This window comes from Corynebacterium pelargi, from assembly GCF_014635485.1.
GTDB lineage: Bacteria > Actinomycetota > Actinomycetes > Mycobacteriales > Mycobacteriaceae > Corynebacterium > Corynebacterium pelargi.
The window spans coordinates 392,397-411,912 of sequence record NZ_BMCX01000003.1 but is presented as its reverse complement, the minus strand read 5'-3'; the positions used below and the strand labels follow the sequence as shown (position 1 = coordinate 411,912).

18 protein-coding genes are annotated in these 19,516 nt (G+C 57.9%); 7 read left to right on the top strand and 11 right to left on the bottom strand.

The features are described 5' to 3' along the window. Nucleotides 1-85: 85 nt before the first annotated feature. The 4 genes from IEU99_RS08370 to IEU99_RS08355 all read right to left on the bottom strand — a co-directional run bounded on the left by IEU99_RS08370 (nt 86) and on the right by IEU99_RS08355 (nt 6,000). Nucleotides 86-1,237 (bottom strand): pyridoxal phosphate-dependent aminotransferase, encoded by a 1,152-nt coding sequence (locus tag IEU99_RS08370; RefSeq protein ID WP_128890235.1) that lies wholly within the window; start codon nt 1,235-1,237, stop codon nt 86-88. Beyond that, on the bottom strand, nt 1,237-1,878 hold the full coding sequence (locus IEU99_RS08365; protein WP_128890234.1) for a DUF3239 domain-containing protein: 642 nt from the start codon (nt 1,876-1,878) through the stop codon (nt 1,237-1,239). Before IEU99_RS08365 ends, IEU99_RS08370 begins: the two co-directional genes overlap by 1 nt. A 149-nt stretch (nt 1,879-2,027) precedes the next feature. Beyond that, entirely contained in the window at nt 2,028-3,686 is a 1,659-nt protein-coding gene (locus IEU99_RS08360; protein ID WP_128890233.1) for a DNA repair helicase XPB, read from the bottom strand. Between the two features lie 46 nt (nt 3,687-3,732). Further along, nucleotides 3,733-6,000, bottom strand: a complete 2,268-nt coding sequence (locus IEU99_RS08355; protein WP_128890232.1) for a helicase-associated domain-containing protein — start codon at nt 5,998-6,000, stop codon at nt 3,733-3,735. 65 nt (nt 6,001-6,065) lie between these two features. Here IEU99_RS08355 and IEU99_RS08350 point away from each other — a divergent pair, with 65 nt between their 5' ends. After that, nucleotides 6,066-6,254, top strand: coding sequence for a hypothetical protein (locus IEU99_RS08350; protein ID WP_128890231.1), 189 nt, complete (start codon nt 6,066-6,068; stop codon nt 6,252-6,254). A 101-nt stretch (nt 6,255-6,355) separates the two neighbouring features. On the opposite strand, the gene IEU99_RS08345 is transcribed toward IEU99_RS08350, so the two are convergent. Continuing rightward, nucleotides 6,356-6,952 (bottom strand): resuscitation-promoting factor Rpf1 domain-containing protein, encoded by a 597-nt coding sequence (locus IEU99_RS08345; RefSeq protein ID WP_128890230.1) that lies wholly within the window; start codon nt 6,950-6,952, stop codon nt 6,356-6,358. A gap of 487 nt (nt 6,953-7,439) precedes the next feature. Between IEU99_RS08345 and IEU99_RS08340 the strand changes: the two genes are divergently transcribed. Further along, nucleotides 7,440-7,829 carry a cold-shock protein gene (locus tag IEU99_RS08340; RefSeq protein WP_128890229.1) on the top strand — a complete coding sequence of 130 codons (390 nt, stop codon included), beginning with the start codon at nt 7,440-7,442 and terminating at the stop codon, nt 7,827-7,829. Here the strand turns inward: IEU99_RS08340 and IEU99_RS08335 are convergent. Together IEU99_RS08335 and IEU99_RS08330 are read right to left on the bottom strand one after the other, a co-directional pair. After that, the gene (locus tag IEU99_RS08335) at nt 7,826-8,341 is read right to left on the bottom strand and encodes a DUF2771 domain-containing protein (protein ID WP_128890228.1); all 516 of its coding nucleotides are present in this window, start codon (nt 8,339-8,341) and stop codon (nt 7,826-7,828) included. The two genes, IEU99_RS08340 and IEU99_RS08335, sit on opposite strands and share 4 nt — an antisense overlap. A 21-nt stretch (nt 8,342-8,362) precedes the next feature. Next, nucleotides 8,363-9,163 (bottom strand): glutaminyl-peptide cyclotransferase, encoded by an 801-nt coding sequence (locus tag IEU99_RS08330; protein WP_128890227.1) that lies wholly within the window; start codon nt 9,161-9,163, stop codon nt 8,363-8,365. Between the two features lie 26 nt (nt 9,164-9,189). On the opposite strand from IEU99_RS08330, the gene IEU99_RS08325 reads away from it, so the two are divergent. The 3 genes from IEU99_RS08325 to IEU99_RS08315 all read left to right on the top strand — a co-directional run bounded on the left by IEU99_RS08325 (nt 9,190) and on the right by IEU99_RS08315 (nt 12,471). Continuing rightward, nucleotides 9,190-9,900, top strand: a complete 711-nt coding sequence (locus tag IEU99_RS08325) for a DUF3027 domain-containing protein (protein ID WP_229718437.1) — start codon at nt 9,190-9,192, stop codon at nt 9,898-9,900. 222 nt (nt 9,901-10,122) lie between these two features. Continuing rightward, a complete protein-coding gene (locus IEU99_RS08320; RefSeq protein WP_128890226.1) occupies nt 10,123-11,577 on the top strand; it encodes an NCS2 family permease in 1,455 nt (484 codons plus the stop codon). A gap of 24 nt (nt 11,578-11,601) precedes the next feature. Continuing rightward, the gene (locus IEU99_RS08315) at nt 11,602-12,471 is read left to right on the top strand and encodes a TrmH family RNA methyltransferase (protein WP_128890225.1); all 870 of its coding nucleotides are present in this window, start codon (nt 11,602-11,604) and stop codon (nt 12,469-12,471) included. Here the strand turns inward: IEU99_RS08315 and IEU99_RS08310 are convergent. The 3 genes from IEU99_RS08310 to serC form a co-directional block, all read right to left on the bottom strand. Further along, nucleotides 12,437-13,294 (bottom strand): DUF6928 family protein, encoded by an 858-nt coding sequence (locus IEU99_RS08310; protein ID WP_128890224.1) that lies wholly within the window; start codon nt 13,292-13,294, stop codon nt 12,437-12,439. The two genes, IEU99_RS08315 and IEU99_RS08310, sit on opposite strands and share 35 nt — an antisense overlap. Nucleotides 13,295-13,300: 6 nt before the next feature. Then, nucleotides 13,301-14,164 carry a septation protein SepH gene (gene sepH, locus IEU99_RS08305; RefSeq protein ID WP_128890223.1) on the bottom strand — a complete coding sequence of 288 codons (864 nt, stop codon included), beginning with the start codon at nt 14,162-14,164 and terminating at the stop codon, nt 13,301-13,303. 125 nt (nt 14,165-14,289) lie between these two features. Continuing rightward, a complete protein-coding gene (gene serC, locus IEU99_RS08300; protein ID WP_128890222.1) occupies nt 14,290-15,411 on the bottom strand; it encodes a phosphoserine transaminase in 1,122 nt (373 codons plus the stop codon). A gap of 468 nt (nt 15,412-15,879) precedes the next feature. On the opposite strand from serC, the gene IEU99_RS08295 reads away from it, so the two are divergent. Beyond that, on the top strand, nt 15,880-17,169 hold the full coding sequence (locus tag IEU99_RS08295; RefSeq protein ID WP_164470399.1) for a citrate synthase: 1,290 nt from the start codon (nt 15,880-15,882) through the stop codon (nt 17,167-17,169). A gap of 279 nt (nt 17,170-17,448) precedes the next feature. Beyond that, entirely contained in the window at nt 17,449-17,808 is a 360-nt protein-coding gene (gene fkpA, locus IEU99_RS08290) for an FKBP-type peptidyl-prolyl cis-trans isomerase FkpA (RefSeq protein ID WP_128890859.1), read from the top strand. 177 nt (nt 17,809-17,985) lie between these two features. Here fkpA and IEU99_RS08285 read toward each other — a convergent pair whose 3' ends face one another. Next, nucleotides 17,986-19,470, bottom strand: a complete 1,485-nt coding sequence (locus tag IEU99_RS08285; protein WP_128890221.1) for a carboxyl transferase domain-containing protein — start codon at nt 19,468-19,470, stop codon at nt 17,986-17,988. Between the last annotated feature and the right edge of the window lie 46 nt (nt 19,471-19,516).

The window sequence follows — 19,516 nt, the reverse complement described above, 5'->3', positions numbered from 1 at the left end:
GAGGGTGTGGGAGAGTAAGACACCGCCGACCAACAACTTCACAACACCAAAAACGCACCCACACCAGGGTGCGTTTTTGCTATATCTAGGTAGTTTTTATTGCAGCCAATCGCGTCGCTGCCTCTTCAATCACCGCATCCTTCTTGCAAAACGCAAAGCGGATCTTATGCTCCCAGTCCTCAGGATGATCGCAGAACACTTCGATCGGAATTGCTGCCACGCCATGTTCTTTGACCAAGAACTCACAAAACTCGCGACCACCCATATCACTCAAGGCTGAAAAATCAGCCACTAAGTAATAGGTACCGGGGCAGGTATGCACTTCGAATCCAGCAGCCTCCAAAGCATCAGCCAATAAGGTGCGCTTGCGCTCTAAGCCATCAGCCAGGGCTTCAACCCAAGGCATTTCCTCTTCTAAGGCATAGGCAACGGCTGGTTGAAAACAGCTTGCTCCCACATAGGTGAGGTATTGCTTCGCCTGGCGGATCCGGCTCAGCAGTGCAGGAGGGGCAATAGCCCAACCCGTTTTCCAACCAGTAGCGTTAAAGGTCTTCGCAGCAGAGGAGACAGTAATCGTGCGCTCAGCCATGCCTGGATAGGTACAGGTGGGGCGGTGACGTTGATCGTCGAAAAGCAAATGCTCATACACTTCATCCGAGAGCACCACAATGTCAGTGCCCTCTAATACCTGGGCCAGGCGCAGCATGGAAGCCTCGCTTATCACTGAGCCCGTGGGATTGTGTGGGTTGTTGATGATGATCATCGCCGTATCTGGCCCGATGGCCTGCTCGATGGCATCAACGTCTACATCCCAAGATCTGCCCGATGCGCGAAGCGGCACAGCCACCCGTTTCGCTCCGGCCAAGGCAATGGCCGCGGCGTAGGCATCGTAGAAGGGCTCGATCACAATGACTTCTTTGCCAGGTTCAACAAGGCCCAACACACTGGCGCTAATCGCCTCAGTAGCACCGACGGTGACCAAAACCTGATCCGGGGACACCGTGATGCCATAGCGGCGCTGATGAGCAGCGATCGCCTCGCGCAACTCCACCATCCCCGGCCCTGGAGCGTATTGATTATTGCCACCGGCGATCTCCTCCTGGGCCTTGGCTAACATCGCCTCAGGGCCGTCCTCATCGGGAAAGCCCTGCCCAAGATTCACAGCACCATGTTCCTGCGCCAGAGCGCTCATGGTGGCGAAGATGGTCTCCTGGAATTCTTCAAGGCGTGCAACCATTAGCGCAACTCCATCAGGTCGTACTTGGTTGCTCGCACGGCCTCTAAATCGCCGCTGTGGCGCTGCAGCAAGTCCCAATCACGCTGAGGGATTGCCTGCTTGGCCCGCTTAATCACATCGAGATCAGGGGTGCCCCAAGCAATGGGCATCGGGGTGATCTCGTCCCAGGTGGTGGTATTGCGCGAGGAACGTCGACCGTTGACCGCCACCGCAGGAACCTTTTCACCGACTGCGCGTGCATGACCATCGAGATTGCTCACGGTGCGGGCAGCAAGGCCCCAACGCGGCGGAAGGCTTGCATCCTGGTTGATATTTACCAGAGCCAACAAGACCACATCGCGGGGATTGACCTTCGCGATCACGGCAGGGCAGAGGGGGTAGGCATCGTAGAGTTCATTCGCCTTGCCCACCTGCTTGGGAATCACAGCGATCATGCCAAAGCTAATCAAAGCCATCACGCCAAAAACGACCAAGATGATGGTGCCCATGCCAGCACCGAGCCAGGCAAAGAATGCCGCACCAATGCCAAGCTGGATCAAGCCGAACAAGGCGGCTGAAATTTGCAGCCTTTTGGTATCTTTTAGCAGCTCATTGTGCTTCTTGGCGTATTCGGTATCGACATCAAAGTGAAAGTTAGCCATAGCCTCTAAGCCTAGCGTCCTTTGCACTCGTGCGAACTTTAAAGGGCTATTGAGCCGCCAAGAATATCCGGGTGCTGCAGGGCTTGAGTGGCCAAGCGCCTAGGACACCACAGCGCCATAGCGCCTAGAACACCACAGCGCCATAGCGCCTAGAAAGGCTTTCGGAGATCATCGGCGTCCATAATCCGGTAGGCATAGCCTTGCTCGGCCAAGAAGCGCTGCCGGTGAGCTGCGTATTCCGCATCGAGGCTATCGCGGCTGACGATGGTGTAGAAGTGGGCCTCGTTGCCCGAAGTTTTCGGACGAAGCAGACGCCCCAGCCGCTGGGCTTCTTCTTGGCGCGAACCAAAGGTGCCAGATACTTGAATCGCCACGGCCGCCTCTGGCAGATCAATGGAGAAGTTCGCCACCTTGCTTACTACCAAGGTGCGAAGCTCACCATCGCGGAAGCGTTGGAAGAGCTCCTCGCGCTTCTTATTGCTGGTCTTGCCTTCGATCACCGGCACCTGCAGGTGTTGAGCGATCTCTTCTAATTGCTCAATAAAGGCGCCAATGATGAGCGTGGGTTCACCCTCGTGGCGTTGCAGTAGCGCCTCGATGGCTCGCATCTTTGAGGCTGCGCACGCGGCGATGCGGTAGCGATCTTTTGGTTCTGCGGTGGCATAGAGCATGCGCTCCGATTCGCTCATAGAGGTACGCACCTCGACGCACTCCGCGGTGGCGATATAGCCCTGCATTTCGAGTTCTTTCCAAGGCGCGTCGTAGCGCTTTGGGCCGATGAGTGAAAAGACGTCGCCTTCTCTGCCATCTTCGCGCACCAGGGTTGCCGTGAGCCCGAGGCGTCGGCGCGATTGCAGATCGGAGGTCATGCGAAAGACTGGTGCAGGCAAAAGGTGCACCTCGTCGTAGATGATGAGCCCCCAATCGCGGGAATCGAATAGCTCCAATGCGCGGTATTCGCCCCGGGTTTTGCGCGTTACTACCTGATAGGTGGCGATGGTGATGGGGCGAATCTCTTTCTTTTCGCCGGAGTATTCACCAATTTCTTCTTCGCTTAGGGAGGTGCGCCGCAAAAGCTCATCGCGCCATTGGCGCCCGGCCACGGTATTGGTCACCAGAATCAATGTGGTGGCTTGGGCCTTGGCCATCGCTGCCGCGCCCACCATCGTTTTGCCCGCACCGCATGGCAGCACCACCACGCCTGAGCCGCCCTCCCAGAAGGATTCTGCTGCCATTTGCTGATAATCACGCAATTCCCACCGCTCCTCGGCTGTGGAAAGTGCGATGGGGTGTGCCTCGCCATCGACATAGCCTGCGAGGTCCTCGGCAGGCCAGTGAACCTTTAATAGCGCCTGCTTGAGCCTGCCTCGTTCTGAGGGGAACACCGCGATGGTTTGTTCATCGATTTGTGCCCCAAGCATCTCTTTGACCTGCTTATGCCTGCGCAGCTCGGCCAAAATGGCAGGCTCTTCGCTTTCAAGCACTAGCCCATGAGCAGGATGCTGGATCAAACGCACCCGCCCATAGCGCGCCATGGTTTCGGCAACATCGATGAGCAGCGCCTGTGGAACTGGGAATCGGGAGTAGCGTTCGAGAACGTCGACAAGCTGCTCTGCATCATGGCCTGCTGCCCGGGCATTCCACAAGGCCAACGGGGTGATCCGGTAGGTATGAACATGTTCTGGTGCGCGTTCAAGCTCGGCAAAAGGCGCGAGGGCTGCTCGGGCAGCTCCTGCTTGCTCGTGATCGATTTCGAGCAGCACCGTTTTATCCGATTGCACGATTAAAGGACCAGAACCAAAGGCCACGTTCCTTGCTCCTTAGAAAGCCGGGAAAAGAATCAGACGTTCCAGTCTAGCCCTCAAGTTGTCCAACTTCTGTAATCCGATGCAGGGGATAGTGCTGGACTTCATCAGTGGCAGCTTCCACGGCGCTTAACTTGCCTGCCGATACATCCACCGGAGTCACCAGCGTTCTTTGCACCCTGCCGGTGTTATCTACGAATCCCAACATCACCTGCTGGTTGGCGCGTACCGCAGCTCGAAGCAACCCGAGGGTTTCCTTAGCGCTCGACGGGGTGGTGGTAGCGGCCTGCTCTGCTGCCAGATTGGCTGCATCACCTGCTTGGATGGCCTTGAGGGCCGCCTCGATGCTGGGTTGTGTCTTGCTTGTTTGCGGTGCAGGCCCTATGGCGATTCGGCTCGGCGCTGGCCGAAGGTCTAAGGCCACCCCTTGCTCGTCTTCGGCCACCGGCATCAAACCTGCCTGGCGCAATTGTTCAATGACTTGGAACAGCGGAACCTGAGCAATGGCAACGGTAGGAGCTATTCGACGCAAGCCAAGGCGGTGGGTGCTATCTGCCCGAATCGCCTCTTGCAGTAAGGCTTCGTCTTCGCTTCGGATATAACTTAAGGCCGCTCCGCCGCGGATACTGCCGTGCTTTCTTGAGGCGTCGTCGACAAGGAAGCCCACGGCTTGGGGCAATTCCCCCAGGGTGTGCTGGTGGAAGAAGTCTTTGATCTCTGCTGCGGTGCGCCCAGCGTCGAGTGCGCGACGAATGCTGGCATCGCTGAGGCGATAGACGCTTGCCAAACCCGAAGATTCGACGTCGGCAAGCAACTTCAATTCCGACTCGATCTTTGGTGTTAAAGGCCCAGGCACCAGGATCGTCATATCGCCTTGGGGGATGAAGTATTCCACCGGGTCTGGGGTGGCCGCGCTACAAACCGGCAGCACAGGTTCCTGCTGGATCAAGGCCACCAATTGGGCGGTGGGTTCAAGGTTGGGGCCCAGTGCGCCAATCCACATGGCATTGCGAAGCTGCGCGTCGATTTCCTCGGTGCTGATATTCAGCGCCAGGATGGGGTGGGCAAACGCGAGCGCACGTTCAATCTGTGCCTTGGTGCCACCATTGGCTGTGGCACTTTCTAGCAAGGCTTGTCGACGTTGCGGTACATCCCGTTGGATGGTTTCGGCACTGAAGATTTTTCGTGCCTGCCCTTTCGCATCCGGGGTGCCGATGAGCCAAAAAGCCCAGTTGGCGTGCATCCACCAAGCCGTTAAAAGATGCGCCCACTGCTTGGCCATGGGATCGAGCATCCAGGCGTCTGCATCCGTTGAAGGGGCGAGATAATCCCCGCCGGTATCGCTTGCCGGTAGCGGGTTGGGTTCACCGCGAGCAATTAAGCGGGCGGCCACCCCGACGCTGAGCAATTGCGCCAATACCTCCGGCTCGATGTCGAGGGCGGCGCAGAGTTGTTGGGTAGTTCTTTGGGCAAGCGCACCGCTTTTCACCAGCACGCCGGGGTGATCTCCGAGGTGCTCAATGAGCGCACGCATCAGCCGTACCACTTCAAGGCCGGCCCCGGTGGCTGCGTCATCGGGTTGGAGCCCTTCGGGATACCGTGGCGGCCAGTTCTTCGGTGGCAGCAGGGTAGGAGGTGCCGGAACCAGTCCGCGAAGTGCAGCGCGAACCATGGCTGGCAGGCGCACGGTGTGCTCATTGATGCGCAAGAGCAATCCTTGGGCAATGAGCTTCGGAATGGGCCGTTGGGGATCAGCATCGATGGCTGCATCCCTCGTGGTTCCCGTGCCCCCACCGTGGTTGAGCGTATCGATGATCGCACGCTGTTTTTGATCGAGGTTTTCTAATTGCTCTTGTAGCTCTAAGGGCTCAAAGGCAATGGCAGGTTCCAGGCCTGGCGGAAGTGCGCTCATCACGCCGCGGGGAATCATCATCCCTTCATCAACATTCATGCACAAACCGAGCTCGGCCAGATGTGCCTGCGACTGCTCGACCAGGGCTTCGGTGGTGTTCTTGCTGATCGAGGGGTCTTCTCGCTGCAGGATTGGCAGCAGACTTTGCACCAAATCGGGGGCAACAATTGGGCTGAATTCTGCGCCTTGTGATGCAGCAACGTGTAGGAGTGCAATGTCGAAGGCGTGGGTGCGCAACACTGCTCGACGCAGCGAAGCGGGCAATAAGAGGCGCTCTGCAAGCGACGTAATCCCCGGTGGGGGCGGGGCGAGGGCATCGGGGCGTGCGCTGAGCAATGCACTAAGAGCCGAGGAATCTAAAGAACGAAGCCACTGAACAAAGCTTCGGGTGTGAGAGTGCGCCATGATGTAGACAAGTTTAACGCCCAAGGAGGTGACTTTTTCTCCTGCGATTTGGAAGAATAGGGCACATGGCAAACATGGAGAAAAAGGGATACGTTGATCCGGGCTGGCCTAAGCACGTCCCCGGTGATGGACATGCAGTAACCGAAATGGTGGCAAAGGTCGCCGGGGCGGAAACGCCGTTTGGTGATATTGAGCTTCCAGTACCGCCGGAGAAGGTCGGCTACGTTCACCCCTATACGCGTATTAACCGCTAAGGTCTCAACTCACCTTGAGTAGGGCCTGCAAGGCCCGGTTGATCAGCAAGGAAAGGGAGCCACCGAAATCGGTGGCTCCCTTTCTTTAAGAGTGCTGTTATTTAGATCTTGAAGGACAGCACGGAGTCGATCAACGCGGCGTTAGCGTTGTAGAAAGCCTCAACGTTGCCACGAAGTGCGTGGTAGGAAGCATCGAGTGCTGCAGGAACCGGCAGGCCGAGGGCCTGGAGCTGGCTCTTCACCTGGTTGTAGAGGGCGTCTGCAGGAGCGAAGATGGAAGCCTCAGCGGATGCTGCTGCTGCGGGAGCCGGGGCTGCAGCGGCGGTGCGCGGGGTAGGTGCGGAGTTCAGGCCGAGCGAAGCGGAGCATGCAGGCCATGCGCCCCAACCCTGGTTTGCCAAAACGCGTTCTGCAACAACGATCTGCTGTTCGCGAGTAGCCAGGTCTGCGCGAGGAGCGAACTCCTGGCCGCCGTGGCCAACCCAGGTGCCGTGGGAGAACTGCAGGCCACCGTAGTAGCCATTGCCGGTGTTGATGTTCCAGTTGCCACCGGACTCGCACTGTGCCAAACGGTCCCAGTCGGAATCGGGAGCGGCCGAAGCGGTGGGGGCGAGCATGGTAGCTGCTGCGCTGAAGGCTACGGTCGAGGTAGCGATCTTGGCAAAGGTGCGGTTGTTCTTACGGGCGTGGCGTGCCATGTGGGGAAGTTTCCTCTCGTCGTTATAACCCTCAAGGGGCTACGTATTGTAGGCGAGCACGATCTCGTTGCACTGTGGTAGCGCCTATGGTGTTCGAACTCTTCTTTTCTGCAAGTGCCTCATCATGCCAAGGGCGTATCCGAGGTGCAAACCGCCATGGGAAGCGATATTGCTGCAGGCTTGAGAACACACTAGCGCTTTATAACGAAAGTGTCACGTTTCGGCTTCGATAATGTTGCGAATGTGGACAATGTGAACAAAGAAGGCAGATGAGGTGGTTCAAAAGGGATGGAGAGCCTCATAGCCGCCAGGGCGGTTGGAAGGAAGCGGCGCCCAAAAGTGTTATATATGTACGACTACAATCCAAAGCCATTCGAGGGTGCTACGCCCGAAGCCCAGCGGCCCATACGCCTGCCGGCAATATTCATGGCACGGAACTGAACACGATTATTTAAGAAGCGAAGAAACGATATAAGGAGGACTCCCAATGCCTATTGGAACTGTCCGATGGTACGACCCGGAGCGCGGCTTTGGATTTGTGAGCAACCCAGGCGAAGAAGACGTCTTTGTGAGCCAAAGCGTGCTGCCTCAGGGGGTAGAAAACCTGCATAAAGGCCAGCGCGTGGAATTTGACTTTGCCGCTGGCCGACGCGGCCCGCAGGCCCTGCGCATCAAAGTGCTTGAGCAACCCAAACGCGACACCCGCACGCGCCCGAAGCGCAAGCCCGAGGATCTCAACAGCCTCGTGGCTGATTTGGTCACCACCCTTGAGCAGCGCGTGATGCCCCCACTGGCTGCCGGGCGTTACCCCGAGCGTGCAGAAGGCCGGCAGATTGCCAAGATCCTTCGCGCACTCGCGAAAGATCTCGATGCTTAATCGTTGACCTTTGCACGCACCGACCAGGTGACGCGGTAGGGCGTCTCATTGCCCTCATCATCGTGGCCGATCATCACCGAGGTCACCTCGCATACGACGAGCTTGCTTTCATATTCCTCCACCACAGCCGGAGCCGATGCTTCGGTGGCTTCATGAGGACCGAAGGCTTGCTCGTCGTTTGCCTTTGGATCATCATAAATTTTCAGCAAGGTCCAATCGTGATCGGCAATATCCTCAGGCACCGTCACCTTCAGGCTTTGGTCCTTGTTCAGGCTGATCTCCGGTACCTCTGCTTCTTCGCAGGGCACACCGGGTTCGCAGATACTAAAGGGGAATACCTCAAGGTTTTCGCCGCCAGTGCTCACGGTGATGCTGACTTCTTCAGGTTCTCGCTGCTTCCTATCTGCCCACCACTGCTGGAAGAGCAGGGTTGCCACCAAGACGATGATGACGGCAACGGCAAGGAAAGCGATCTGCTTTGCATTCTTACGGCGTGTGCGAGAACTGACCATAAGCCTGCATCTTATCTGCCCTTAGTGAAATCTCACGCGATAGATATCCGGCCAGCGTTTCCCCGTAATCCAAAACTCATCACTGCCGGGAATGTTCGCAATCCCGTTGAGCACATGATCAGGGTTAGAAACGGCACGATTTGGGACCGTGGAGGCGTCGATAAGCCCAACAAGATCGGCACGATCCTCATCCAGGCTGATCTTGAGAATGTTGGTGCTTAAAAAGACGTTGGCAAAGACCTCTCGGCCGTGCTCGCCTTGAACGCAGGCAAGCTCGTTAATCTTCGCATCGGCATCGCTAAGGCCATGCACCTCAACGCGCGCACGCTCCTGAAAGGAAGCGGGATCGAGAAGGCGCAAGAATTTGGTGCCATCGGACATCACCAAGACATCGTCGAATGAGCACAAACCCCACCCCTCGCCTTCATAAGACACACGACGGCGCTGCTCTAGAGTCTGGGCGTCACGCTCGATAGCTTGGCCTGCGCGCCACGTTAATTGCCAGACCGTATCACCATGCACCGTGCTGCCCTCGCCAAAAAGCTCAGGCTCCAAGCGTTGTTCGTGGAGGCGATTTCCCGCCTGGTCGCGATAAAAAATACTGCTTTGGCCATACATGCCACTTGAAACCAGCAAGCCTTGATCGCTGTGCTCAATGCCTTGGGTAAACACGGTTGGATCAAAGGGGCGCGTTTCTAGGATCTCAACCTCCATTGCCTTTGGTTCTGCCTGCTCAGCACTGGTGCAGCCTGCAAGTACAAAGCCGAGGCAGGTGCTGAGGGCAAGGGCCGAGGAGAGCAAGGAGCGAGGGTTGCTGGGCATGGCAACGATCATAGAGCCTATGCGGCATGGATAATGGCACTGTGGCTAGCAGACGTAACAAGCAAAGAAGGTCCTCCGGGCCGCTGCTCGACGCCAAGGCCGTAGCTGCCGCGCGTGAAGCACTCGAAGCGCTCGAAGAAGGCGAAGTAGGCGAGCACATCGGAGTCAAAGGCGTAAGCAAGTATGCAGCCACCCACCGCTTCCGAGCCGAAGTAGAAGGCTATAGCGGATGGGAATGGAATGCCGTGGTGGCCTGGGCGCCGGGCAACACCGGGGTGACCATCAACGAAGTGGCACTCGTCCAAGGCGGCGATGCTCTTAAAGCCCCAGCGTGGGTGCCCTACCACGAGCGCGTGCGCCCAGGCGATCTTGGGCCTAAAGACGTCTTGCCGCCACGGGCGGATGATCCCCGCCTTGAAGGTGAAAGCCCACGCCGATTAAGCGCCCATGGCCTCAAGCAGGCGCAACAAAGGCTCGAATCCGGCGAATTTGGCCCCACCTCACCGTTTGCCCGCCACGCCCAATTCCATTGCAATACCTGCGCATTTTTCCTGCCGGTAGAAAACAAAGCCTTCGCCGGCGGGGTATGCGTGAATGAATACTCAGCCGATGGGCATGTGGTGGCAGAAGAATTTGGCTGCGGTGCGCATTCCGATACGCCACCAGCACAGCCACTGAATACCAACGAGCACCAAGCCTTCGACGATGAACGCCCCGAGCGTTTCCAGGTGCGCTAGCGCCTTATAACTCCAGCCTGGGCCGCAGGGCTTCGCTTCAAGGCTTTCGGCTGCTGTTGCAGATATCCACCCCGCCTTGTGTGTGCGGTGTGTTTGAAGCTGCCGATGGGGCAGTGCACCTGCCCCCGGCATCAAGGGCAAGTTTGGAACTGCAGGGAAGAAAGTGGGAATATCGTTCCGGCAGGTGCGCTGTCAATCCCCTCATCAATCTCGGAGAACAGCATGGAAGCTTCAGGCTCTTCTACAACGCAGCAGTCTGCGTTGGATCGATATTTCAAAATCTCTGAACGCGGCTCCACCATTGGCACTGAAATTCGTGCAGGCGTTGTCACGTTCTTCGCCATGGCGTACATCATTATCCTCAACCCCTTGATCTTGGGTACTGGTGCAGACGTCAATGGAAAAGTCCTCGGTATCCCCCAAGTGGCTGCCGCCACGGCTTTGGCCGCTGGTGTTATGACCATCGCTTTTGGTCTGATTGCCCGATACCCATTCGGTATTGCTGCAGGCCTGGGCATCAACACCCTGGTCGCCGTCACCATGGTCTCTTCTGAAGGCTTGACCTGGGAAGAAGCCATGGGCTTGGTGGTGCTCGACGGTGTGGTCATCGTCATCCTTGCGGTGTCCGGTTTCCGTACTGCCGTGTTCGCCGCCATCCCACCGTCGATGATCGCCGCGATGAGCGTGGGCATTGGTATGTTCATCGCCCTTATCGGCTTAGTCGATGCAGGCTTTGTGCGCCGCATTCCCGATGCAGCCCACACCACGGTCCCGGTCAGCCTTGGCACCGGCGGCTCCATTGCATCCTGGCCCACCTTCGTGTTTGTTCTGGGCTTGATCATCTGCGGATTCATGGTGATTCGCAATGTTCGAGGTGGCCTCTTTATTGGCATCGTGCTCACCACCGTGATCGCTATGGTGGTTGAAGCAATCACCGGTGCCGGCTCCTCTGCCGATGATCCCGTCGGTGGCTGGAACCTCGCCGTGCCCACCTTGCCCGATGGCTTCGGTGGCATCCCGGACCTTTCCATCGTGGGTGATGTTTCGATCTTCGGTGCCTTTAGCCACGTTGGTGCACTAGCTGCCACCTTGCTGCTGTTCACCTTGGTCTTGGCCAACTTCTTCGACGCCATGGGCACGATGACGGCACTGGGTAAGCAGGCTGAGCTTGTCGACGACCAAGGCGTCCTGCCGGATATGAAAAAGGCCCTGATCGTAGAGGGTACCGGCGCCATCATCGGCGGCGGTGCCTCGGCTTCTTCCAATACCGTCTATGTGGATTCCGCAGCCGGTATTGCCGATGGTGCACGCACCGGTTTAGCCAATGTGGTCACCGGCTTGCTCTTCTTGCTGGCAATGTTCCTCACCCCGCTCTACGAGGTTGTTCCCATCGAGGCTGCCGCACCGGTGCTGGTGATCGTTGGTGCGTTGATGATCGGCCAGGTTCGAGACATCGACTTCAACCAGTTCCACATCGCCCTGCCGGCATTCCTCACCATCGTGGTGATGCCCTTTACCTACTCCATTGCCAACGGCATCGGTGTTGGCTTTATCGCCTTTACCTTGATGGCGCTGTTTGCCGGAAAGGTCAAAGAAATTCACTGGATCATGTGGCTGATTTCGGCACTCTTCGTGGTGTACTTCGCCATGGATCCCATCCTTGCTGCAGTGGGCTAACCCTCAGGCAGTAGCATGAAGCTCATGCCAGAGCACATTAGCGACCCCCTTGACCCCCGCCTCGATGATTTTCGCGATCTCAACCATTCAGATCAGCGTCCCGATCTTCCAGGGGGCAAGGGGTTAGTTATTGCCGAAGGCCCGTTGGTGGTAGGCCGATTGCTCGCATCGCGTTTCCCGGTGCGCAAGCTCATCGGTTTTCCCTCGAAGCTTGAGTCCTTCCTGGCCCAACCGGGCATTCCCGAGCTGGTGAAAGACATTGAGATTTACAGCCTCGATCGGCCCACGCTGGCTGAAGTCGCAGGCTTTGATATGCACCGCGGCCTGTTAGCCGCGGCAGACCGTGTGGAAGACATGAGCATCGAGGCTGCCATCGAAGGCGCCTCAACGATCGTCGTGCTCGAAGGGGTGGGCGATCATGAAAATATCGGCTCGATGTTTCGCAATGCCGCCGGCATGGGCGTCGATGCGGTGCTGTTTGGCAATGGCTGCGCCGATCCGCTGTACCGCAGGGTCGTGCGCGTTTCCATGGGGCATGTGCTGCGCACTCCCTTTGCAAGCTTCGGTGGCAAAAGGGCGACCTGGCACCGGGAGTTAGATCAGTTACGCGAGGCAGGCTACAGGCTTGTTTCTTTAACCCCGGATGCTCAGGCCGAGCACCTGGCAGATGCCCTGGTGGACGCATCGGGCAAACCCTTTGAAAAAGTGGCCCTGCTGGTTGGGGCAGAAGGCCCAGGTTTAAGTGAGAAGACGATGCGCGCCACGGATATCCGTGCTCGGATCCCCATGGCCGAAGGCACTGATTCACTCAACCTCGCCACCGCGGCAGCCATTGCCTTCTATGAACGAGATCGCAGCCTTAAGAGCGATCAACGTGGCGCAAGCGCTCTTTAATATTCTGCAGCGCCTTTAACACGGTGCTGCCGATGGTGTGCAGCCACCCGCGCGCCTTTGAGGTGCCCTGAGCGAGATATTCATCGAGTTCTCGCTCGGGGCTTTCGTGTTCTTCATAATCGTCGTAATCGCGGCGCTGCTCTCCCAAACCAAGCTTGGCTGAAGCTGCTTGTGCCACCTGTCCGATGGTGGCTTGAGGCTTGGCCACTTTGGGTTCGGGGCGCCCATCGATGGCATAGGCCACCACGTTGATGTCATTGGCGTCGGCAGGATCAAAGCAAAGCCATGCGCGCTGTGCTTCTTGGACAAGTTCGAGGGGCACGAAGGGCAATGCAATACCGCCGACCGGCTCCGCTGTCTCTCCTGCCCAATATGGTTGCTCAAAAGGTTCCGGGAGTCCGATATCTTCAAAGACCCGCTCACGCATCGCTGCGAAAGAACGCTTCAGCGTCCCGCCTTTCCAATGCGCAAAGCCGCCCAGGCCCGTGTGCTGCTCGCTTAAAAATGCATACACCTCAGCCGCCGGAATCGCCTGGCGCAGGTAATCCGGAATCGCCGAAGGCTGGGTGGTGTCCAAACACGTTTGGATGATGCTCAAGCCCGGGAAACCGGCGATATAAAACTCGTCTTTTGAGGCTTGAGCCGAACGGTTGAGTGCGAATTGCCCGATGGGCGTAATGGGCCACAGGGGGTTGAGTTGCGCGAGCAATTTCCGCCCGAATCCGCGGTCTGCTTTGGGCTGCGATTGGATCACAGCGGCTGGATCGGCGGTGGTCAGATACCACAGCGTGACTACCGTTTGGTGCTGCGAAGTCTCGGTCATGGTTGCCTAGGACCTCGGGCGTTTGGTGTTGGTGCGCACCCCAAGCAGCACGTCTTCCCAGCTTGGAGTCACAGCTTTTCGACGCTTGCGCGGCTGAGGTTCAGGGTGTTGGAGGAGTTCGCCTTCGACGGTGGTTTCTTCCGCCTCATCTTCTTCAACCGGGGTCTGTTCCTGGACCGCGCTTAAGTTCCGCACCGGCTGAGCAAAATTGGGGTCAATCAAATCGGCCGCCACGGCATTGCGCGCCACGGTGGTTTTTGCACCCGCGCCGTGGAGCACGAAATTCCACTCGGCACTTTGCTCACTCAAGCCTGATTGCCATGTCACTTTGATAACCCACTGGTTAGCGCTATCCCGGTAGGCATCCCAGGTGGCATCTTGGAGCTCCATGCCTCGTGCGGCGAAGGCGGTAGCCAGGATTTCCCACAACGTCAGTTGCGCCGGTCCATCATCGCGCACCGGATTGGATTGCTTGGCCATATTCGCGATGCGGGATCGCTCCAGCAGCACGGGGTGAGCAAAAGGCTCGATGCGCGACTCTGTCACTCCGTTTTCTTCTGCCAACTCAGCGATGGTGCCGCCACGGCGAAGACGCTCTTGAATCTCCCGTGGACGCATCTTCAGCGGGTTGGTTAAACGCGGATCAACCTCTTTTTGGTTGCGCGCAGGCTTCGGTGCTTCTTGCACCTCGGGCTCTTTGGGCTGCTCTTCTTCGCTTGCGTCTTGCTCAGTGGCTGCAGGTTCAGAAACTTGAAGTGCTTCGCGCAGTGAATCATCGACAGCCAAGAAGAACTGTTCTTGATTGTCGCTTGCTTCAAAAACCAACGAAGAATGTGTCGACTCTTCAGGGATCAGGCGAAGTTCGCGCATATTCGCACTCCGTTTCTTCCATTGCATCAACGCCGCGCGCAATTGATGTCTTCCACCATAACGCATGCAACCCGCGCGAAAGGAGAATAAAACTCCTCAATCGCGCGGGTGCAGAGCTAGCAGGCTTAGGCCATGTGCTCGATGGTGTAATCGATGGCCTTGGTCAGGGTGACAATGTCCTCAGTCTCAATCGCCGGGAACATGCCAATACGAAGCTGGTTGCGGCCAAGCTTGCGATAAGGCTCAACATCCAAGATGCCATTGGAGCGCAGTGCCTTGGCAAGGGCTGCAGCATCGATGGACTCATCAAAGTCGATGGTGCCCACCACGAGCGAACGCTTGGCGGGATCGCTAACAAAGCAAGATGCGTGCTCGTGAGCCTCAGCCCAGTCGTACAGGGCCTTGGCGTTAGCGGACGTGCGAGCGACCATCGCATCGAGGCCACCGGCCTCATTCATCCACTGCACCTGATTATCCAGCATGAGCAGGGTGCCTACGGCAGGAGTGTTGTAGGTCTGGTTCTTCCGGGAATTCTCCACTGCAGTTTGCAGGTTTAAGAAGGCCGGGATGAAGCGATCCGAGGCATTGATCTTGGCAATGCGCTCAATGGCTGCAGGGCTCATGGCAGCCAACCACAGGCCACCATCGGAGGCGAAGCACTTCTGGGGAGAGAAGTAGTAGACATCGGCCTGCGCCATATCTACAGGCAAGCCGCCGGCACCGGAGGTGGCGTCGATGGCGATCAGTGAGCCCTCGCTGCCTTCGGGGCGCACAACATCCACCATCGCGCCGGTGGAGGTTTCATTATGAGCCCAAGCCAATACGTCGCAGCCTTCCATGGCCTGCGGTGCAGGAGCATCGCCGGGTTCCGCGTTGATCACGGTTGGCTCATTGAGCCAGGGAGCCTTCTTGGAGGCTTGGGCAAACTTCGAGGAGAACTCGCCAAATGCCAGGTGGCCGGACTGCTGCTCGATCAAACCAAAGGTTGCGGCATCCCAGAAGGCGGTAGCGCCACCGAGGGAGAGCACAATTTCATAGCCCTCGGGTAGGGAGAACAAAGAGGCCAAGCCTTCGCGAACCGAACCAACGACGTCCTTGACGGCAGGTTGGCGGTGTGAGGTGCCAATGATGTCGATGCCATGATCGACAACGGCCTGGAGCTGCTCCGGGCGAACCTTGGAGGGGCCGCAGCCGAAACGTGCATCGGAAGGGATGAGATCTTTGGGCAACGATGGAAATTCGCTCATGTTCTTTCCTGGTTAGCAAGCAGTGGGCGGTGTCGGTGATTGCTCAAGCAATCCAGACCTGCTGATCGTACCGCGCACTACCTCAAACAGGGGTGGAAATGGAGGAGGGGGAGTGGTGATGCGTGCGTGAGCTGAAGCACCACAGGGGGCGTCGACAAGCGAAAGGAGGCGGCAAAAAAGTTTGCATAGCCCCCGGCTGAGCCTGGCGTGGCGGGCAGGTAGGGGGTGAAACACTGCGAGTTCATTCCGAATTTTCTTGCAATGTAGGGTGTATCACAAACTTTGCTAGACTAGGCTGTGATCCATGGCAGTACGAGCTGCCCATTGGAAGAAAAACAACATGAACACCATCGTTCGAAAGTGCGATCTTGAGCAACCCCAAGATTGCGCGCGGACCCGAAGAAACGTTGGCCCAGGCGCAAATGCGATGCACACTTGATCGCCGGGGGCCACAAGGAAAGGGAAGTTGTGGCTACTGACAACAACAAGGCCGTTCTCCACTACCCCGGCGGCGAATATGAGATGAACCTCATCGAAGCTTCCGAGGGTAATAACGGCATTGTCCTCGACAAGCTTTTGAGCGAAACTGGCCTGGTCACCTTCGACCCCGGTTATGTCTCCACCGGCTCCTGCGAGTCCAAGATCACCTACATCGATGGCGATGCGGGCATCCTGCGCCACCGCGGATACGACATTGCCGACCTGGCTGAAAACGCCACCTTCAACGAGGTGTCCTACCTCCTGATCAAGGGCCACCTGCCCACCGTTGAAGAGCTGCGTAACTTCAACGACGAGATCCGCCACCACACCCTGCTGGATGAGGACTTCAAGGCGCAGTTCAACATCTTCCCGCGCAACTCCCACCCGATGGCAGTGCTGGCCTCCTCGCTGAACATTCTGTCCACCTACTACCAGGATCAGCTCAACCCCCTCGACGAGGAGCAGTTGGACAAGGCCACCGTTCGCCTGCTGGCTAAGGTGCCGATGCTGGCGGCCTATGCATACCGCGCATCCAAGGGTCAGCCCTACATGTACCCGGACAACTCGCTGAACGCTCGCGAGAACTTCCTGCGCATGATGTTCGGCTACCCGACCGAGCCTTATGAGGTTGATCCGGTCGTGGCCAAGGCCCTGGACAAGCTGCTCATCCTGCACGCAGACCACGAGCAGAACTGCTCCACCTCCACCGTGCGCATGATCGGCTCTGCACAGGCCAACATGTTCGTGGCTATCGCTGGTGGCATCAACGCCCTGTCCGGCCCGCTGCACGGTGGCGCTAACCAGGCTGTGCTGGAGATGCTTGAAGAGATCAAGCAAAACGGCGGCGACGCTACCGACTTCATGAACCGCGTGAAGAACAAGGAAAAGGGCGTACGCCTGATGGGCTTCGGCCACCGCGTGTACAAGAACTACGACCCGCGCGCGGCCATCGTGAAGGAAACCGCCCACGAGATTCTTGAGCACCTCGGCGGCGATGACCTGCTGGATCTGGCCATGAAGCTCGAAGAGATTGCACTGAACGACGACTACTTCGTCTCCCGCAAGCTCTACCCGAACGTCGACTTCTACACCGGCCTGATCTACCGCGCCATGGGCTTCCCCACGGACTTCTTCACCGTGCTCTTTGCCATTGGTCGTCTGCCCGGCTGGATCGCTCAGTACCGCGAGCAGCTTTCCACCACCACCAAGATCAACCGCCCGCGCCAGGTGTACACCGGCGAGGCACTGCGCAAGGTCACCCCGCGCGAAGAGCGCTAAGAAACACTAGCGTGTAGCAAAAGACCTCAATCATGCCCACGAGCCCTTTCGGCCGTGGGCATTTTTGCTTCGAAAGAAGCGTCAAGTGTCAGACGTTCAAGCGCGGTGGGATTGCAGAATTTTGATAAGAACCTGTGCATAGTCTGCCCGCTCTGACCTGCACATTGCAGCGAAGTGCCAGGTGGCTGGGTAAGATAGTGCCAAATGTCTGACTGAAGCCTCATAAAAGCCTCAATCAGACGAACGACAGACCCCTACCTAGGAGACTGAAAAATGTCCATGGAAAAGCCCCAGATCGAGGTACCTGAAGGTCCTGCACCTGAAGACATCGTGATCGTCGACCTCGTGGAAGGCGATGGCGCCGAGGCCCAAGCCGGCGGTTTCGTCGAGGTGCACTATGTTGGTGTGGACTTCGAAACTGGCCAAGAGTTTGACTCTTCCTGGGATCGCGGTCAAAGCATCGAATTCCCACTGTCCGGCCTCATCGCTGGTTGGCAAGAGGGCATCCCCGGCATGAAAGTTGGCGGCCGCCGTCAGCTCACCATCCCGCCGGAGGCAGCCTACGGCCCCGAAGGCGGCGGACACCCGCTGTCCGGTCGCACCTTGGTCTTTGTAATCGACTTGCTCGACACCAAGTAATTCGTACCAAGTAATTCGCACCGAGTATTTCGACCGCCTCGTCAAAGGCGATCAATACCCGCAACGCCGACGCACATTGCGTCGGCGTTCGCTATTTCTGCACCAAACATTGCTGGAGCGGGCTGGAGCAGGCTTCAGCAGGCCAAGCTGCGTTATGTGCCCGCCTACTGAAGCTTGCTAACTCAGCCGATCTGCGAGCTGTTCATAGTGGCGCATGCGCTGTTCGCGACCCACGCGCTGCGGAGCGGTACGCAAATCCCACAAAGCGCGTTGGATATGCACCAGTGTGGCGTCGATAAGCCCACCGTCTTCGGGCACGATGCGGTCGATCACGCCGGCTGCGAGCAATTGGGCAGCTTGCACGCCTTGCTCTTCCATCATCTGGGGTGCGTGCTCGGTATCGCGGTAGATAATGGCGCTGGCACCTTCTGGGGGCAGGGGGCTGAGCCAACCATTTTCTGCCGCAAGCACGATATCTGCTGGCAACATGGCCAAGGCGCCACCGCCGCAACCCTGGCCTAGAATCACCGACACCGTCGGCACATCCACGGACACCAATTCGCTCAATGTGCGCGCAATGGATCCTGCCATTCCACCTGTTTCTGCCTCGGCGCTTAATTCCGCACCGGGAGTATCCACCACGGAGATCAGTGGAATTTGTAGTTCATGGGCCAGTTGAATACCCCTGCGCGCAACACGCAACGCGGCATTGCCCATTTCTTCTTCGGCGATTGGCGGCTGCTGATGGCGATCTTGGCCAACAATGACAACCGGCTGATCAAACATGCGGGCTAAGACGATGCGGATGGCATGCGAGGTTCTTCCATCTCCGGAGCCAGACAATTCGATGACGTTATCTTCACCGAGGGCGCTGAGCAGATCATTGAGCCCTGGGCGATCAGTTTGCCTGGTCGCGGTGATGGCTTCCCACGCGCTCGGTGCTTGGGCTTTCGGTGCTGGGGCAAGGGGAGGGGTCTCGGCGCTTGGGCTTGCTGTTTGGAGCACTCGCATGAGTTTGGATACCGACGCCGCCAATTGCTCGGGTGGGATCACACCATCGATCACGCCGTGGGCTGCCAGATGCTCGCCGGATTGGATGTGGCTTTCGATCTTCCTGCCGGTGGTCAGTTCGACTACTCGCGGGCCTAAGAAGCCGAGCAATGCGTCAGGCTCGGCGTAGGTGATATGCCCCGCAGAACCCCAAGAAGCCATCACTCCACCAGTGGTGGGATTGCGCAGATACACCATGAAGGGCAGGTGCGCATCCTTGTGGCGATATACCGCGGTGGTAATCGAGACCATCAGAGCAAAAGCGGGCGTGCCCTCTTGCATGCGAGTGCCACCTGAAGAAGGCGAGATTAAAAGAGGTAGGCGCTGATCGGTGGCTTTGTGGATGGCGTCGATGATCCTTCGGGCTGTCGCCGCACCAATGGAGCCGCCAAGGAATCCAAACTCGCTTAACACCACCGCCACTGCCTGGCCATTGATGGTGCCTTCGCCGGTAATGACCGATTCATCCACCCCCGTTTTTTCCCGTGCTCGCGCGAGGCTGGCGCGATAATCTTCGGAGATATCGTGGTACTCGGGAGGGGTATCCCAGGACTGGTAGGAGCCTGGGTCGAGGACATCATTGATGAGTTCTTGAGCTGAGGTGCGGGTCATATGCTCATGCTATCCAGGGGATAGGGCAGTTGGAGCCCCTTTGGTG

Coding starts and splice junctions, on each gene's coding strand:
- sepH (WP_128890223.1), bottom strand. CDS start 14,164: ATGCGCGAACTTCGCCTGATCCCTGAAGAGTCGACACATTCTTCGTTG.
- IEU99_RS08325 (WP_229718437.1), top strand. CDS start 9,190: ATGGATAATGGCACTGTGGCTAGCAGACGTAACAAGCAAAGAAGGTCC.
- IEU99_RS08340 (WP_128890229.1), top strand. CDS start 7,440: ATGCCTATTGGAACTGTCCGATGGTACGACCCGGAGCGCGGCTTTGGA.
- IEU99_RS08285 (WP_128890221.1), bottom strand. CDS start 19,470: ATGACCCGCACCTCAGCTCAAGAACTCATCAATGATGTCCTCGACCCA.
- fkpA (WP_128890859.1), top strand. CDS start 17,449: ATGGAAAAGCCCCAGATCGAGGTACCTGAAGGTCCTGCACCTGAAGAC.
- IEU99_RS08365 (WP_128890234.1), bottom strand. CDS start 1,878: ATGGCTAACTTTCACTTTGATGTCGATACCGAATACGCCAAGAAGCAC.
- IEU99_RS08350 (WP_128890231.1), top strand. CDS start 6,066: ATGGCAAACATGGAGAAAAAGGGATACGTTGATCCGGGCTGGCCTAAG.
- IEU99_RS08315 (WP_128890225.1), top strand. CDS start 11,602: ATGCCAGAGCACATTAGCGACCCCCTTGACCCCCGCCTCGATGATTTT.
- IEU99_RS08370 (WP_128890235.1), bottom strand. CDS start 1,237: ATGGTTGCACGCCTTGAAGAATTCCAGGAGACCATCTTCGCCACCATG.
- IEU99_RS08355 (WP_128890232.1), bottom strand. CDS start 6,000: ATGGCGCACTCTCACACCCGAAGCTTTGTTCAGTGGCTTCGTTCTTTA.
- IEU99_RS08345 (WP_128890230.1), bottom strand. CDS start 6,952: ATGGCACGCCACGCCCGTAAGAACAACCGCACCTTTGCCAAGATCGCT.
- IEU99_RS08320 (WP_128890226.1), top strand. CDS start 10,123: ATGGAAGCTTCAGGCTCTTCTACAACGCAGCAGTCTGCGTTGGATCGA.
- serC (WP_128890222.1), bottom strand. CDS start 15,411: ATGAGCGAATTTCCATCGTTGCCCAAAGATCTCATCCCTTCCGATGCA.
- IEU99_RS08335 (WP_128890228.1), bottom strand. CDS start 8,341: ATGGTCAGTTCTCGCACACGCCGTAAGAATGCAAAGCAGATCGCTTTC.
- IEU99_RS08330 (WP_128890227.1), bottom strand. CDS start 9,163: ATGCCCAGCAACCCTCGCTCCTTGCTCTCCTCGGCCCTTGCCCTCAGC.
- IEU99_RS08310 (WP_128890224.1), bottom strand. CDS start 13,294: ATGACCGAGACTTCGCAGCACCAAACGGTAGTCACGCTGTGGTATCTG.